Consider the following 15,973-nt stretch of genomic DNA (forward strand, 5'->3'; position numbering starts at 1 on the left):
GTGTGCGATGGAACCGGAGTACCTTTATAAGGTTTTGACAGCCCTTGTAGGACGGGAATGTTCATGAATTTTCCCTGGGCGCGATCGCTCTTTCAATTTTGTACGCACTCGTTTTTAAGTCCACCATCGTGACATCAATGTATCGTTTATACTTGCGGGAGTAGAAACATTTCACTTCTGGCTTTAATGCTTGAGATTCATTTGAAGACCAAACAATACCAACACGCCCATCGTTCAACTCGACAATGGAGCCTACGGGATACATCCCAATGCAATTAATGAATTTGTAAACTAAGTCGGCGTCTAAATGAAATGGCGTTAGACTCAACAAGATTTTAAACGCTTCCGCAGAACTCATGCCTTTTTTGTAACAGCGATCAGCCGTTAGCGCATCGTAGATATCTACAATACAGCTCATACGGCCGTGAATTGGAATCTCCTCCCCCTTCAAGCCTCTAGGATAACCATTGCCATCTAACTTCTCGTGGTGCATCAAACAAACATCACGGCTTACGTCACTAAGTCCTTTTACGTGAAGGATTATCTCACCTGCGAACACTTGATGTAGCTTCATATGTTCAAATTCTTCAGGCGTTAGCTTCGCTGGCTTGTGCAAGATCTTATCATCGACTTTAATTTTACCTACATCATGAATAATGCCACCTACAGCAAGCTGTTTTAGCGTTGGCTTATCCAAGCCCAAGTACTTACCGAATGACACTAAAAGACAAGCGACATTGACGGAGTGTTCCAATAAGTAAGAGTCTTTTTTTCGGAGTGCAGAGACACACTGCAACGCATCTGAGTCAATCAAAACACTTTCAATGACATCGTCAGCCCAAGCTTCTACTTCATCAACTTCAATGATTTTTCCTTCAAAAGTTTGATTCAATAGTTTTTGCGCCAAATCTTTTGCTTCGGCGATCAACTTTTTGGCTCGCTTGTGTTGGATGTCTCTCGAACGATAAGCTCGTTGACCCCTCTTAAAATCTGAGTGTTTCTGCTCTCGCGTCTCTTTAGTGGCATCAGTTGATTCATCTACAGGCTTGAAGACACACTGCTGCGAAGATAATGTTTGATCTACCCAAACATACTTTACGCCACTTGTAGCAAGCTTCTTAATGCCTTCAGGGCTAGATATCCGCCCTGCATTGGCTAAATTGACGCGCTTGTTGTGCTCTATCGCGGTAACAAACATACCAACGCCGATATCAGCGAGCGCAATTTTGATTGAATTTTTCGGATCGTACTGCATATAAAGAAGGCTTACTCGATATTAACGTCCGCATTATAAGAGATTTGATTACTTGGCGTGATAATAAATTTGAATTGATTACAATTAATGAGCATCCTGTCAATTAATAATCGGTCGCGCTCATTAAGTCCTTTTTGTTATTATGGTTTTATCCAAGATAACATATATACAAATGACGTTAGAAAACAACACATTGATACCGACACAACTGAAAATAACTTTAGGATAATTATTCATAAATATTTATAGATTGCGGACGGCATCAATAACTGTATTTTATAAATGATTTTTACTGTTGACTATTTTTTATAAATGTCGATGATTAGCCGCCTAATCTTAGTATGTTATTAACCTAGTAGCGCATAAAATGATAGCCAAACAATTTGAACTGACACTTTTGTGATTGTAATGTACGCCAGCAGATCAACTCTATGTTATCAACCCCAACACTCATCTCTGATGCTAAAAGGCTCGAGGAGGAAATATCTTGACCACCATATTTGACCAACAAGTCTCAGATAGTGACCGAGAGTTCCTAAAAATCGTCGAAGAACGATTCATTCATATCTTCGATGTATTTAACGAAGGCCTCTTTTACATGGATGAGTTTGGCACCATGGTATTTTATAACAAGGGCTTTTATGAGCAGCTTGGTATCAACGCTGGTCGAATCAGCTTAGAGCAATGGTTAGACCTTGTTCACCCTCTCGATCGAGAAAGACTCTCCACTCGGGTCGATGCTCACATCATTACCAACAACACGAGGGTCACAACGACCTACCGCGTGCGTAAACCCAATGGACAGTACGTCTGGATTGAAGGCGTAGCCATGACCAAAGAAACAGAACATGGTCATTATATGGTTGGTAGCCACCGTGATATTTCTGAACGCAAGCTGATGGAAAGCTACATTCATCAAGTCGCATTTCATGACAATGCGTCAGGTATGGCTAATCGCGCCCATCTCTTGCTGGATATTGAAGATAGTGTGCGAGCCACTGATTCTTGTGCATCTATCTGTTACATTCAGATAGAAGAGATTAAATCTTACTTAAATCAATATGGCAGCGAGTTGGTCGATGGGTTAGTGGAAAAATTGCTACAAACTCTCAGTCACCTACCTTCTCCAAATAGTTCTGTATATCGCGTACATGATGATGACTTTGCGATTTTGATTCACGATGAATGCTCGGTAGAAACGCTGCAAAGTTACGCCGAAAGTTTAAAGGAAACCTACCACGAGGCAGTGATTGAAGAGGGCCAATACTTAGGAAGTAACATTAGTATTGGTTTGTATCCTTGCATAGATCCAAGTCACTCAGCAGAGGAAATATTACGTAAAGCAGCACGAACTTGTCAGTACGCAAGCGAGCAGAATAAAGACCGTGTTGCGGTTTACAGTGAGAAAACTCAGCATGCCGTAGACCGTTATTTCTTTATTGAACAAGGTCTAAAAAGTGCACTAGAAAAACAGACATTAAGCGTTAAGTTTCAGCCAATTATTGACGCCAAAAGCTCAAAAGTGGTGAGCTTCGAATCTCTGGTTCGCTGGCGTAGCAAAGAGTTTGGCGAAATTTACCCAGACGAATTCATCCCCGTCGCAGAGAACAAAGGTTTGATTGTCGAGCTCGGATATCAAGTCTTTGCCAAAGCGTGTGAATTTATCAAAAACTACCGTGAGCGTTACCAAAACCAAGTTCGCGTCAACGTGAATGTTTCTGTACTTCAGTTAATGAACAGTGAATTCCCTGCGCGAATTAAAGCCATGGCGGATGAGGTTGGTGTCGATCCTGAGTCTATTGTTTTGGAACTAACAGAAACGTTTATTTTGGATAATAATCAGACAGCCATTGCCCCTCTGAATACCCTCAGGGAACTAGGATTTGCACTCTCTCTGGATGACTTTGGATCGGGTTACAGTTCATTAAATAGCTTCTTCGACCTCCCGATGACACAAATCAAAATTGATAGGTCGATGGCGTGGAAAACACTAACCAGCCGCTCTTCACAAGAATATCTGAAGTTTCTTATCACTATGTGCCAGGAAAATAATATTGAAGTAGTGATTGAGGGAATTGAAGACGCCAAAATGTGTGAATTTTTTACCGAAATGGGCGTCGATTATCTGCAAGGTTATTGGTTCTCTAAGCCACTTTCTGTTGCCAGTGCAAGCCGCTATTCGTTGAGTTAAGCATACTAGAGCAATATTCCGCACGGCCACGTTAAACATGCTGAACTATTCACTATAGATTTCAGACACTAACTGGCCGTGACGAAAACAAAGCTTAATGCCCCCTATTAACGTAGGCGTTCAAACACCACACTCTGATCTAAATGTTCGTGATACTGAGTGTAATCTAAGCCCACATCAAAGATATATTGGGTCACCAGGTTTCTAACGCACTCTATTAATTGGCTTGCTTGCCATGGTTTTTCAAAGTAGCGGTCAATGCCTGCGGAGTTGATCGCATTAATCGTATCGGTGTGCGTCGCTTGCCCGGTAAGAAGCACTTTTCTCGTAAAGCCAAAACGACCGTCTTTTGATACATCGGTCAGCAGCTCTACTCCCGTTTTACCTGGCATCACATGATCGGAAATAATCAATGCGATCATCTCGCCTTCTGCATCAAATTCATCCATCAGTTCTAGAGCCTCACCTGCTGATTCGCAGTCTTCGATATTCAACCATTGATTTAACGGCTCTAAATCTTGTAGAACCGCGCTTAGTACCTCTCGTTGGTCATCAACGCAAATTACATTAAGCTTCTCCATGTTCACCCTCTACTGGTAACTTGATTCTAAAAATCGTTTTTTCACTGTCGCTCTTTACCACAATAGAGCCGTTATATCCGGCGATAATGCGCTTCACAATCGACAGACCTAACCCTAAACCAAACGACAATCCCCCCTTTTTAGTGGTGAAGTTTGGCCGGAAAATTTTTCTACGTGTCGCTTCATCAATTTCTGGTCCGTTGTTAGCAATCGTGACCAAAATTTTACCCTTACTCTCCCGAGTATGTATTTCGATACCGGGTTTCTCCGTTTCACCAAGTGCATCGCACGCATTCTTTAATATATTTACCCAAACTTGGACGAGTTCGGTTTGAGAACCAATAAAAGCAGGTAAATCCGCAGGGCTAAAACGAACACTCACTCGTCTTAAGTCACTTTGCAATAGAGCCAAGGCGCGATTGATTGAATCATTGATGTTAATCGCTTCATCCAAGTCGATATCCGTGCGCCCCAATTGTTTTACGGATCGCACAATGCCAACGGTATGTTTAGAGGCGATGCGTAAGTCATGGAGATCTCGTCCCATTTGCCAGAAACGTATCGCTTCTTCTGGTCTTTTTAGCCAATGTTCTGAAAGGAAGTTGTTTGGAACGGCACGTGCAAGATCACGAGCAACCTCCTTGGTTAAACCGTAGTATTTTTCGAAGTGGCGCCCCCGCTTTCTCGCTTCGCTAGAAGAGACTTTCTGCCCTTGCATTAAACCAAAATCAAAAAATTGACTCGCTTCCGGATGAACTTCTTCAAGCAGTTCCATGATAACTGTCTCTAGCCGTTCTGATTTACTGCTTACAACGCCTATCGCATTGTTCAACTCATGAGCAATACCCGCTGCAAGCTGCCCCAACGTTGTCATTTGCTCTGCGGTATGAAGCTTTTGTAGCGCTTTTTCTTTAGCTAATGCCTCTTGCATTGCGCGCCGTTGACGACGAGATAATTCGTTAACCATCACAGGCATAAATTGTGTCGTCAATGGTCCGTATATCGCCTCTTCCACGGCGGGCGTATCGCGCTGTATCCAAGCCAATTCAACATCGGTTTGAGCAATCACTGTCGAAGAGGCAGTCCACGTACCAGAAAAGAAACTATGTACGCCAATAAACGCACCTTGAGACGCAGAAAATACCTGAATCGGTTTCTTGTCATCTTCCGCGTAATAGCCCGCCAGTTCTCCCGACAGCACATAGTACAAGCGATCGTTGTAGCCAGCTTGCTCAATAAGCACCGACCCGGATAAAACCGTTAATCGGCGTTCAAGGTGATTAAAGTAGCGTTGTACTAACGCGTCTAACTTCGTTTCGTACATGGGTTATCCAATATGCCCAACAGTATGTAAAATCCACACCATCACAAAGCTGAGTAATACGCCAATCACGCCTAGCACGGCACCGATACGAGCCATTTGGCCGCTCTCGACATACCCTGTTGCATGAGCTAACGCGTTTGGTGGCGTACTGATTGGTAACGACATACCGAGTGAAGCAGCAAATGTCACGACCAAGATCAGAGTAACTTCACCGCCGAGAGGCGTTAACGAAGCCATAGAGGTACCTAACGCAGCCATAATCGGCATCAGCAAGTTTGCGGTGGCTGTATGCGACATAAAGTTTGCCATTAACAAGCACAAGAAAGCCGCACCAAACAAGACAACATATGGCGAGAACTGATCAAACGGAATGCTGTGTACCACCAGCTTCGCAAGCCCGGTTTTATCTAGAGCAAGGCCCAGAGCAATACCGCCTGACACCAACCAAAGCACATCCCAAGAGATTTTCTTCAAGTCTTCTTTGTTGATGATGCCCGTCAATGAGAACACTGCCACCGGAATTAATGCTACTGTGTAAGAATTCATTCCATGTGCAGAACCCATCAACCAAAGAATAATCGTGCCGGCAAAGGTGACGTAAACCATTATTGCTTTGGGTGTTTTCAAAAACTTGCTTTTAATGTTCAGATCGATGGTGGTTTGTTCGGCCTTATACAAAAAGCCAATCAGAAACCAGGCTAACGCCATCATCACAATAACGAATGGCACACCAAATACCATCCATTCACCAAACGTAATTAAGTTGTCACCAACCAAATATTTTAGGGCGATGGCATTCGGTGGCGTGCCGATTGGAGTACCAATGCCACCAATGTTGGCTGCAACAGGAATACACAAGGCGAATGCAATTCGACCTGGGTCTTTAGGCCCGAAAACCGCTATCACAGGGGTTAAAATGGACAACATCATCGCTGTTGTTGCGGTGTTTGACATAAACATGGAAAAAACAGCGGTGATCAGCATCAACCCCAGCATAACGAACTTTGGTTTTTGTCCAAATGGTTTGAGTAACACTCGGGCTAAGTTGACATCTAACCTGTACTTTGTCGCCGCCATAGCCAAAAAGAAACCGCCGAGGAAGAGCATGATAATCGGACTAGCGAAGGTCGCCATTATCTCGTTGTATTGTAATGGCTCACCAAAATGTGGCTGCCCTTCTTGCAAACGAAAGAGCACAATACCTTTATTTGATACAAGCAATAGCTCTAGGACAATGATCACAACCGAAGTGGCGTAGATTGGAATTGGCTCGAATACCCAGCAAAGTGCGGCAAGCAAGAAGATTGCAATCACTCTTTGCTGGACGATAGTAATGCTATCAAATGGGAACGCAGAGAGAGGCATCAACCAAACAAGCAATGGTATCAATGTTGGAACAACGTATTTGAGATAAGGGCGCATAGTACTACTTCTCTTCCTGAGATGGTTAGCCAGACACATTTGGCGTTTGGAACGCTATTACCCGCCGCAAAACCAAAACTTTCAGACTGTTTTTAAGCCTTCAGAGACGAAATGCGGTAATGGCGTTCCAGAGAAGATTATGTACACTGTTTTCAAACAAAACGTTGGTGCGAGATCAATGAACTCGTTTTCACATTGGAAAACATTTTATATCTGTGTTCAAGCTCACTAAATGCTCACTATTTAAGTTAAATATACTTTTCCATCATAAAGTTAGTTAAGGTTTCTCCCCTAACCTCAACATGTTGTCGAGACTTAACTGTGAAACCCATTTTCTCGTAAAAAGGTCGGGCGGTAATACTCACTTCAGAATACAGTCGTTTTATCCCCTGTACTTTCGCCTGTGAACAAAGAAAAGACATCAAATCACGACCAACACCTTGTCCTTGGTATTCATGATGGCAAAAGAAATGATCAATCAAGCCGTCACCTTGCAAATCACAATAGCCAACGACCTGCCCTTCTATCTCCGCGACGTAGGGTTGAATATCGTCCATTTTGCGTTGCCACACATCGAGGTCAAAATCTGATGGTGCCCAAGCGGAAACTTGTGATTCCGTATAATCACGACGATTAATGATTCGCACAGTATGGTAAAAGAGTGCCCACAGTGTTGGGGCATCCTCGGTGCGATAGCAGCGTATTGAGAGCATCAATTTCCTCATTCCTATTCAATAAATACTAAGCATTAACGCAAAGTGATACTAGTGAACTCATCATTTTCAATGCCAATCACTAAAGGCTTCCCAATCTGATCACTGTTCATCAATACGGTAGTATTCAGCTCACGGCTTGATCTGCGTATATTGCTTTTTCTTATGATATGAATATTCACAATATAATCGGAATACTCCTTTGTGATTCCGCCGAAAAATTCTACGTGCTCACTTTCATTGTCTCGGACAACATGAAATTTTCGATTGGCTTGAATATCAGTACTGATGGAGGAGTCGCCATAGCTCAGCACAACGGACGTTGGTTCGCTATCTTGATTGGCAAAACAGCCAAATGCGAACATGCTTAATGCGAGTATACTTTTTGATTTAAACATTAATTATTCTATTTCTAGTTATTTTTCTGCTATTTGCATGACCAAACAGCACTTGTTCTGTGAGCGCCTATTGTGCCATAGCTGAACGCTGACTCTAAACGCGCAAAAAGATGAGCGATGAAAATTCCGCCCAAAACAAGCAAATGTGAGACAATGTGAGGGCCCCAAACTCACTCAACCAGTCAAAATCCACTGTAAACCTCTGTTTTTTAATGCTTTAAATTTATTTATCCGTGTAAGGAATACATACAACCTCTTACTTTTTCATACGCAACTAGACGAATAGTTAGAGAAATACGGCATCGTCTATGCCACATGTTACAAATCGGCTTACCTTATTATTACGTATGAACTTGAATTATGGCACTAACTTCCCTCTCTCTTTTAATAAGGAGAGGATTTCAACAATCAGACTCGCCACGTTTTTATAGCTAAAATCAATAGAGCGTTACCAGCATCGGTTGGTCTAGGAGCAATAAATGAAAGACCCTCTCAACTTTACTCACCATGTAAAAATTTGGCTCATGTCAATCGCGGTTATGCTGGGTGGATGCACTCAAGGAGATTGGCGTACCGCTAGCAGAGAACCTGCGGGTATCGCACCCGATCCTTCCAATGTTAAGCATGCTGTGATTGAGTTTTACGCCGCAGACGCGTTTGGTTGGCGAGGCTGGTTTGCCGTTCATACATGGTTTGCAATAAAGCCTGAAAATGCGAACGAATATACAGTGTATGAAGTAGTCGGCTGGAGAGTGAATCGCGGACAACCCGCTCTATATCAGTACCAAACTGGGACGCCAGATCGATATTGGTATGGTGCAAAACCAGAAAAGATCCTCTCCATACAAGGTGAAAAGGCCCGCCAGCTTATCCCTAAAATACAAAGTGTTATTAGCCAATACCCTTGGGCTGAAGAATATACGCTGTTTCCAGGGCCAAATAGCAATACATTCCCGGCTTGGGTGGGTAAACAAATTCCAGAATTAGAGCTGAACTTGCCGTTTCGCGCAATTGGTAGCGGTTACGCCAGCGATTAACAGCAAAAATTAGTCACTGGCTCGTTTTATGTTCAGCATAAAGCGCAATATCTATTGTGCGTCGTCACCCAACTCCGTTCTATTTCTTCCATTATGTTTCGCTTTATACAGTGCATTATCGGCGTCTTTCATTACGGCTTCAATTGGTGTGTCATTGCCTTTCCAGTGAGAAACGCCCAACGAAACCGTGACCTTACCAACCACCTGAAAGTCATGTTGTTCCACGTTGTGTCTAATACGCTCTGCAACATCCATAGCGTGGTTTACGTCTGTTTTTTCCAAAAACATCATAAACTCTTCACCGCCAGAACGACACAGGTGATCATTAGAGCGAGCTTGGTCTTTCATTAACTGCGCAAACTCTCTAAGTAAGTTGTCACCCACGTCATGGCCATAGTTATCGTTTACGCTCTTAAAGTGGTCAATATCTAGCGCCAAAACAGAGAACGCGGTATTTTCCTGCTTAAACAAACCAAGCACTTTATCTAATCCACGTCGATTCAATAATCCAGTCATCGAATCTGTTAATGTATCCAGTTGCAGCTTATCAATGGTTTTTGACACGATACCAAATGCTTTAAGAAAGCTAAGCTTCAAATGTGAGACCTCAAAATACCAAGACTTAACCAGTTTGAGATCATCGATAGATGATGAATGTTCTTCGACACCTCGCACAGCACCCGCTAACTGCCAAAGTGGTCTAGAAATAAGAAGGGACAAGAACCAAATTAGCAACAAAGTTAATAAACCAATTGGAATCGACTTAAGGAAAACATTCCACATCTGTTCATCTAGCACAGATAACGTCATCGATTTCGGGCGCTGAGCAACAATTCCCCATCCTGATGACTTTACTGGCGCATAACCAGCAAGCATTTCGACGCCGCGAGAGTTAACAATTTCTTTGTTGCCGCTCTGCCCCATCGTCACCGCTTTGATTGCTTCATTATCGTCGATTACTTCACCAACCCTCGATTGATCTGGGTGATAAATCAGAGTGTTACTCTCATCGACAACGTAAAGGAAAGAACCATCTTTGTATGCGTGCTGGCTGAGTAACTCTGCGAGAATATTTTCTTTTTCTAGATAAATAGTGCCGCCGATATAACCTAAATATTCATTAGATTGAGAAAATATAGGGTATGAGATGGTTAACAAGTAATTTCCAGCTGGCGATATAAATGGTTCAGTAACAACCGGTGCTTGAGCGTTTAAAGACTGGCGTTTTCTTTCACCCACTAACCTTACACCTTTCACCTGAAGTGTTTCAGGGGATACAGAAATAATAACCCCTTTTGCATTAACGACAACCACAGAGTTAAATGATTTGGTTTGCGTTCTTAATCTCTCAGCCTCTTTATCAAGAAGCTGAGCGTCATGCATCTTGTCTTTTAGCACGTTCGCACTGTATTTTAGCTGCGACATTGAGCTTTCTATGAAAGAGTCTGTCATTTCAGACATTTTTTGGGCGTAAACACGGTTTGATTCTAACGTGTTATTGATGATGAGATCCCTTTGAACACGATAAATCGAGTAGAATGCGTTGATCAAAGTGACAAGCACACTGAACACACATAGGGTGACAATAAGATTTCTAAGATTGAGTTTTTCTTTTCTTCTAAAAGACATTGCCAATGGCCAACTTTGAAGGCTTTCTGTATAAATGAGCGTATAGGTTATATGAAATTGATTTGATTTTCAGGTAGTAAGTTGGGATCAATGTTAATATTTGCTCACATTAAAGAACACTTTATGAGCTAAAAAGAGAATTCAGTAGCACGATAAAGAACCGTGCTACTTTCATATTTGGCGTTTAAGAGGGTTTTGTCTCTGTCATCGTTTTTAATATATCCACAACTAGCTGATGATCATCTAACTGCGGTAAACCCGATACCGTCACAACCCCAACCAAACCAGACCCAGAAAGCCGAATTGGGAACGCGCCACCATGAGCACAGTACTCACGAGCATCGAGATGAGGCTGATTTTCGAAATCACGTTGCTTTTGCTTGTTGTACAGAGAAAGATAGTAAGAGCTGTGGCCATACCTTAATACTGAGTTTCGCTTCCTACGGACCCAATCTACATGATCAGCGCAGGTTCCTGCCATCGCGTATTGAAATAGCGTTTGTCCAAAGCCGTAAACCTCAATAGCAACAGCCGCGCCGCGAGCTTCAGCCTCTTCTTTTAGAGCGAGGCCGATAGACCACGCAATATGGTGATTAAATTCCGCCAACTGAAGTTCATGCTCTTGCAGGGCCACGAGTTCAAGCGTCAAACTCATGGTTTCACCTGAATCGTTTTACCCGTTTTACTGCTTTCCAATGCCATCTCAATCAGAGCGATATTCTGTACTGCCTGAGCGGCAGGAACTGGGTTATCAGTGCCCAAACGAATGGCATCTGCCACACCAACAAAGTAAGCTTGGTACGCGCCTCTCTCCGTTTTGATAGTTTGCGCACCGTCTTCGTCGTAACGGACGCCGTATAACGCCTCATCTTCTTCCGACCAAGCATCGTTTTCCGGCAAACGGCCTTCTTTTAAGTAGCCCTCTTGAGGATCTAATCCGAACTTTTCATATTTAGCTTCCGTACCCAATACTTTGTAGCGGAGATTCGGCTCTGGGCTATACAAGTTTGAATGCAAGTGCACAATATGCTCAGGGTAATGAAGTATCAAGTTGTAATAATCAATCGTTGTCGCACCCGGGCGCATCATTCGACATTGTGCGTCTATCGCATCTGGCAAGCCAAACAACACCAATGCTTGATCGAGAAGATGAGGAGCAAGGTCGAATAAAATACCACCGCCATCTTGAGCCTGCTCTCGCCAGCGTTGACGAACTTCAGGGCGGTAGCGATCAAAGTGCGACTCAAACAGCTTTATATCACCTAACTTACCTTGTTCGATAAGAGATTTAACCGTGAGAAAGTCTCCATCCCAACGTCTATTGTGAAAAACGCTCAGCACCAGACCTTTCTCTTCGGCTAATGCGATAAGTTCATTACCGTCTTCTATCCGAGTAACAAACGGTTTCTCGACGATGACGTGTTTCCCATTGTTCAACGCACGCTTTGCAAGTTCGTAATGTACGTCATTTGGCGCAGTAATGATTACGAGCTCTGCATCACTATCATCGAGTAAAGTATTCGCATCAGAAAACCACTTAGCATCTGGCCAATCATTTTGAACCGCCTCCTGTTGACGAGAGCTTATCGCGCTCAGCGTTAAATTTGGTAGCGATTTAATGAAGGGTAAATGAAACGTTTTTGCTGAATATCCGTAACCAATCACAGCGGTTTTTACGGGATCGTAAGCCATTGTAAGATTCCTTATTTCGGTGATACAACAATACATTCAATATCATTGTGATCGAGGAGTTGTTGAAAATCTGATTGAGGGGGATGGTCTGTAATAATGATGTCGATCTTTGACAAATCACATACGTGGTGGAAATTGTCGCTACCAATTTTTCGGGATTCACAAACGACGATGACCTGCTGAGCTTGAGCAATCATCGCTTGTTTCATTGTTGCTTCTAACAAACTATTTGTTGTCAGCCCTCGGGATGACAATGCACACACGCCAATGAACGCTTTGTTCACGTGATAATGCTGCATTTGCTGCTCTGCTTGCGCCCCTAAAACTGCTCTGGCATAAGGGTCAAAGTGTCCGCCTAAGAAATGAACGTCCATTGTGTCGTTTGTCTCAGCAGCAGTCAGCACATCAATGCTGTTAGTAACGACGTTGAGCTTGTTTTCTCCATAACGCGCTTTTCCTGCATAGAGTGGGAGCAGAGACAAAATGGTGCTGGTATCAATAACAAGATGGTCGCGCTCATCCAACAACGCTGCGGCAGCTTGAGCTAGTCGATGTTTAACGTCACTCACGGGTCGACTCGCGTATGCCTCGGTATGGGAAGAGATCGGCGCAAGCATGACACCACCTCGTATTCTTTGTAACCCAGGTTGCTGACTCAACTTAACTAAGTCTCGACGAGCTGAATCTCGCGAGATAGCAAAGTACTCACAAACTTCAGACAACGTTACTTTATTTTGCTGATCCAGCTTCGCTCTGAGCGCTACGAGTCTTTCTTCTTGTGTCATAACTTAAATTCACTTAAGTGATTTTAAGTAAACTTGCCACAATGATAGAAAAATTACCAACAAAACCACTTACAACCAACTCAATTGACCAAAAGTTAACCAAAGATAAATGAGCAGCAAGGCAAAACTTCCTAGGACGGTACGTTCACTCAAGCCCACATAGTTAGGCGTATGAAGTTTATTTATACCCGTTTAAAACAACTGGCTCATCTAGGCCTAACTTCACTCTATTTATTTTAATAAGCGCTTTTGGTAGTGGAATAAACCCAGCATTTCGTACCTGTTGTGTATTGTTGTCGGTTGTAAGGAGTTCAAATAGTTTTGATTTTGTGATTTTCTGATTGGTGTCGAATTGTTTATTTATATAAACGTAATAGACCACGGAAAATGGATAGCGAAGAGAATAGATGCAATCTGTGCTCAAAGAGCATGAGTCATCGTTATGATGAACAGAGAGAGCCTTGTAGCTCGACCACTGTTCTGAGTATTTAAAATCGGAGTATCGCATATAAGCTTTGGCTGAAAAGTCGTCGCTTAAAGCCCGTTTCAATCGGTCTTCATCAAGCATTTGAATCGATGATTGACAACCATTAGAGCTCACATCTGGGTTACTTAAACGCATCTCCCCGAAAGCATACGTATTTGCATCACAGCGTTTCAATTCACTAACGGAAACACTATCTACCGTACTCTTTTGACTATTGATTACGACAATAGCGTTTGCCATTAAAAACAAACGTGTAGGCCTGTGGCCTCTTTCTCGTTGAAATCGGGAGATGTTTTCATCTGACCATTTCTTAGATGTGATTGCAATAGAGGCTCCGTCATTTAGCATGTCGTTAAAACCACCAGACTGAGATGCAAGCGCTACATTTACACTTGGCTCATCTATCAATGTTTCTATCGTTTCTAATATTTCTGGTTCGACAAAAATCGATGTTCGAGCCTCAGAGTCAGCAAATGCCAGCGGTGAAATCAAACATGACGCTAGAGCAAAGAAAGGCAATACTTTAATTTTCATAATTCAACTCCAACTTCGAATTAGGTGTCAACTCGCTGTCCGAACTAAATATAGTCCACGCTTGTTCAGTACTTTCAGCTTTCGTGTTTACAACAGCAATTGTGCGCCTTTCCCGTTTTTTTAGTTGTACCGTCAATGCCGTATTCTGATAAAACTCTTGCTCTTCAATTCGATTGTCTTGAATGCCGTTTCTCACTAGCAATTCTCGTATAGCTGCCGTCCTTTTCTTTGCCAACGCTTTGTTGTATTCGAGTGACGCTTCAGGGCTTGTGTCTCCTATCAGTATGACTTGCGCATTTGGGTTACTCTGAAGCAGTGCTTTCAACTCGCTTAGCGGCATATCATGAGATGGCGTTACCTGATGCTCATCCATCGCAAAGAAAAAGCTGATCAGGTGTGTCTGCGAGTCGTTGACCCAATTCGCACAGCCTTCACTGTCAACAACCACACCTTTTGGCGTATCTGCGCAGTTATCTCGTTGGTTTATCACGCCATCACTATCATTGTCTTTAAGGTCGTTGTACTGGTAAGTGGTCAACGTCGTATTCGGTGATTCAGCACAGCCTGCTAACATGAAAACTAGAAGACTCGTCACTGCGAATTTATCCATTATTGTTCTCCTTCCAGTTCTCTGGATACTCAACTCGCAACGCATAAGTCAGAATCCCCATCGAGTTGAATAAACGGTAAGTGGCAACCAAATAATCGTACTTTGTTCGGGTGTAGTTCCGTCTCGCAACAAACGTTTCAACTTTGGCATCTAATACATCTAACAAACTGCGTCGCCCTACATTGAACTGCTGGATGTACCCTAATTCAGTTACTTTCGCCGCATCAACGTTGACTTTTAAAAACTCCATTTGCTGTTGAAGCAATGTATGTGCGTCCCATGCCAGCCTTACACCTTCATTCGCATCTAGTTCTGCATTTGCTCGAATAGCCCTCGCCTCCTCTACTCGCCAGGCAGATGACTCCACTCGGGAGTCTGTAGAAAAGCCTTTAAAAAGATCGTAGTTGACCGTCAGCATAACCTTTGCATCTTCGTTAATGCCTTCAATATTATCCACGTTGTCTGTTTTGTTGGCTGACAGCTCAAGCTTGAGCTCTGGGTAGTAATCCCCCTTTTCTCTTTTTACTTCATGTCGAGCCGCCTCTAAATCTTTCATCGCCGACTGTATGGATGGGTGCAACCTAACCGCTTGTTTGAGTGCTTCGTCAAGCTTATTCGGAAGCAATTCCTGCGGGTAAACAGGCTCAACTAAGTTTTGCGGCGCTCGACCAACCAAACGTACAAATCTTGTTCTAGCATCGGAAAGATTGTTTTGGGCGGCAATCAATGAGGACTGTGTTGTCGCGACACGCGAAGAAACCTGCGCTAAGTCGGAGTTGCTGGTTAAACCTTTTTCTTTTTTATCTAGAATGAAACGGTAGATCTCTTGGTGTTCATTTAGGTTTCTTTCTGTCAGTTTCATCAACTCTCGGGCATGTAAAACATCCACATACGCTCTGACAGTATCTAATGCAACATTTTCCGCAGATGCCAATAAGTCCAAGCGTTCAGCTTCAGCCTCGTAAGATAGGCGATCAACATCAGCACTTGTTTTAAATCCATCAAATAACAGTTGGGAGATTCTTACGCCCATCTCCGTTCTTTCTAATGTTCTATCTTCACTGTCGATGTAGTTTCCGTTGTTATATCGAGTACCTTCGTACCCTGCTGCTGCATACAAATTAACCTGAGGAAGAAATGAACCATTTATGGCATTTCGGTCTCGTACCATCGACTCATAGCGAGAATAGCGAGCAAGCAAACTGGGGGAGCTATCGAGAGATAACGTAACTGACTCTTCTAAAGTCAAAGCGTTTGGCGACGATGATACTGCAAACAAGACCAATAACGTTGATTTAAGCCGCATCTTATATCC

15 protein-coding genes are annotated in these 15,973 nt (G+C 43.0%); 2 read left to right on the forward strand and 13 right to left on the reverse strand.

All coding sequences use genetic code 11. From position 1 onward, the window contains the following. Window positions 1-61: 61 nt before the first annotated feature. Complete coding sequence (locus tag R8N28_RS22265) at window positions 62-1,255, reverse strand: HD-GYP domain-containing protein (RefSeq protein WP_318183434.1); 1,194 nt, start codon at window positions 1,253-1,255, stop codon at window positions 62-64. A gap of 487 nt (window positions 1,256-1,742) precedes the next feature. Here R8N28_RS22265 and R8N28_RS22270 point away from each other — a divergent pair, with 487 nt between their 5' ends. Then, window positions 1,743-3,446: a putative bifunctional diguanylate cyclase/phosphodiesterase gene (locus tag R8N28_RS22270; protein WP_318183435.1), complete on the forward strand. Its 1,704-nt coding sequence runs from the start codon at window positions 1,743-1,745 to the stop codon at window positions 3,444-3,446. A gap of 107 nt (window positions 3,447-3,553) precedes the next feature. Here R8N28_RS22270 and R8N28_RS22275 read toward each other — a convergent pair whose 3' ends face one another. From R8N28_RS22275 to R8N28_RS22295, 5 genes are all read right to left on the reverse strand, one after another. Then, complete coding sequence (locus R8N28_RS22275) at window positions 3,554-4,027, reverse strand: response regulator (protein ID WP_053303110.1); 474 nt, start codon at window positions 4,025-4,027, stop codon at window positions 3,554-3,556. Next, complete coding sequence (locus tag R8N28_RS22280) at window positions 4,014-5,351, reverse strand: sensor histidine kinase (protein WP_017820621.1); 1,338 nt, start codon at window positions 5,349-5,351, stop codon at window positions 4,014-4,016. Before R8N28_RS22280 ends, R8N28_RS22275 begins: the two co-directional genes overlap by 14 nt. Before the next feature lie 3 nt (window positions 5,352-5,354). Next, complete coding sequence (locus tag R8N28_RS22285) at window positions 5,355-6,773, reverse strand: SLC13 family permease (RefSeq protein ID WP_065274494.1); 1,419 nt, start codon at window positions 6,771-6,773, stop codon at window positions 5,355-5,357. Between the two features lie 248 nt (window positions 6,774-7,021). Beyond that, complete coding sequence (locus tag R8N28_RS22290; protein WP_005377747.1) at window positions 7,022-7,486, reverse strand: GNAT family N-acetyltransferase; 465 nt, start codon at window positions 7,484-7,486, stop codon at window positions 7,022-7,024. A 35-nt stretch (window positions 7,487-7,521) separates the two neighbouring features. Further along, entirely contained in the window at window positions 7,522-7,884 is a 363-nt protein-coding gene (locus R8N28_RS22295) for a hypothetical protein (protein ID WP_318183436.1), read from the reverse strand. A 479-nt stretch (window positions 7,885-8,363) separates the two neighbouring features. Between R8N28_RS22295 and R8N28_RS22300 the strand changes: the two genes are divergently transcribed. After that, window positions 8,364-8,921 carry a DUF3750 domain-containing protein gene (locus R8N28_RS22300; protein ID WP_054579458.1) on the forward strand — a complete coding sequence of 186 codons (558 nt, stop codon included), beginning with the start codon at window positions 8,364-8,366 and terminating at the stop codon, window positions 8,919-8,921. Window positions 8,922-8,972: 51 nt separating this feature from the next. On the opposite strand, the gene R8N28_RS22305 is transcribed toward R8N28_RS22300, so the two are convergent. The 7 genes from R8N28_RS22305 to R8N28_RS22335 all read right to left on the reverse strand — a co-directional run bounded on the left by R8N28_RS22305 (window position 8,973) and on the right by R8N28_RS22335 (window position 15,964). Further along, window positions 8,973-10,550, reverse strand: coding sequence for a sensor domain-containing diguanylate cyclase (locus R8N28_RS22305; protein ID WP_005389121.1), 1,578 nt, complete (start codon window positions 10,548-10,550; stop codon window positions 8,973-8,975). A gap of 184 nt (window positions 10,551-10,734) precedes the next feature. Further along, window positions 10,735-11,205, reverse strand: coding sequence for a heme-degrading domain-containing protein (locus R8N28_RS22310; protein ID WP_053306491.1), 471 nt, complete (start codon window positions 11,203-11,205; stop codon window positions 10,735-10,737). Then, window positions 11,202-12,242, reverse strand: a complete 1,041-nt coding sequence (locus R8N28_RS22315) for an oxidoreductase (protein ID WP_054579456.1) — start codon at window positions 12,240-12,242, stop codon at window positions 11,202-11,204. The genes R8N28_RS22310 and R8N28_RS22315 overlap by 4 nt, the downstream gene beginning before the upstream one ends. An 11-nt stretch (window positions 12,243-12,253) precedes the next feature. Then, window positions 12,254-13,027: a DeoR/GlpR family DNA-binding transcription regulator gene (locus tag R8N28_RS22320; protein WP_065274493.1), complete on the reverse strand. Its 774-nt coding sequence runs from the start codon at window positions 13,025-13,027 to the stop codon at window positions 12,254-12,256. 178 nt (window positions 13,028-13,205) lie between these two features. Then, complete coding sequence (locus R8N28_RS22325; protein ID WP_065274492.1) at window positions 13,206-14,048, reverse strand: phosphate ABC transporter substrate-binding protein; 843 nt, start codon at window positions 14,046-14,048, stop codon at window positions 13,206-13,208. Then, window positions 14,038-14,658, reverse strand: coding sequence for an OmpA family protein (locus tag R8N28_RS22330; protein WP_053303115.1), 621 nt, complete (start codon window positions 14,656-14,658; stop codon window positions 14,038-14,040). The genes R8N28_RS22325 and R8N28_RS22330 overlap by 11 nt, the downstream gene beginning before the upstream one ends. Next, complete coding sequence (locus tag R8N28_RS22335; RefSeq protein ID WP_065274491.1) at window positions 14,651-15,964, reverse strand: TolC family outer membrane protein; 1,314 nt, start codon at window positions 15,962-15,964, stop codon at window positions 14,651-14,653. Before R8N28_RS22335 ends, R8N28_RS22330 begins: the two co-directional genes overlap by 8 nt. Between the last annotated feature and the right edge of the window lie 9 nt (window positions 15,965-15,973).

Source organism: Vibrio sp. Vb1554, assembly GCF_033344235.1.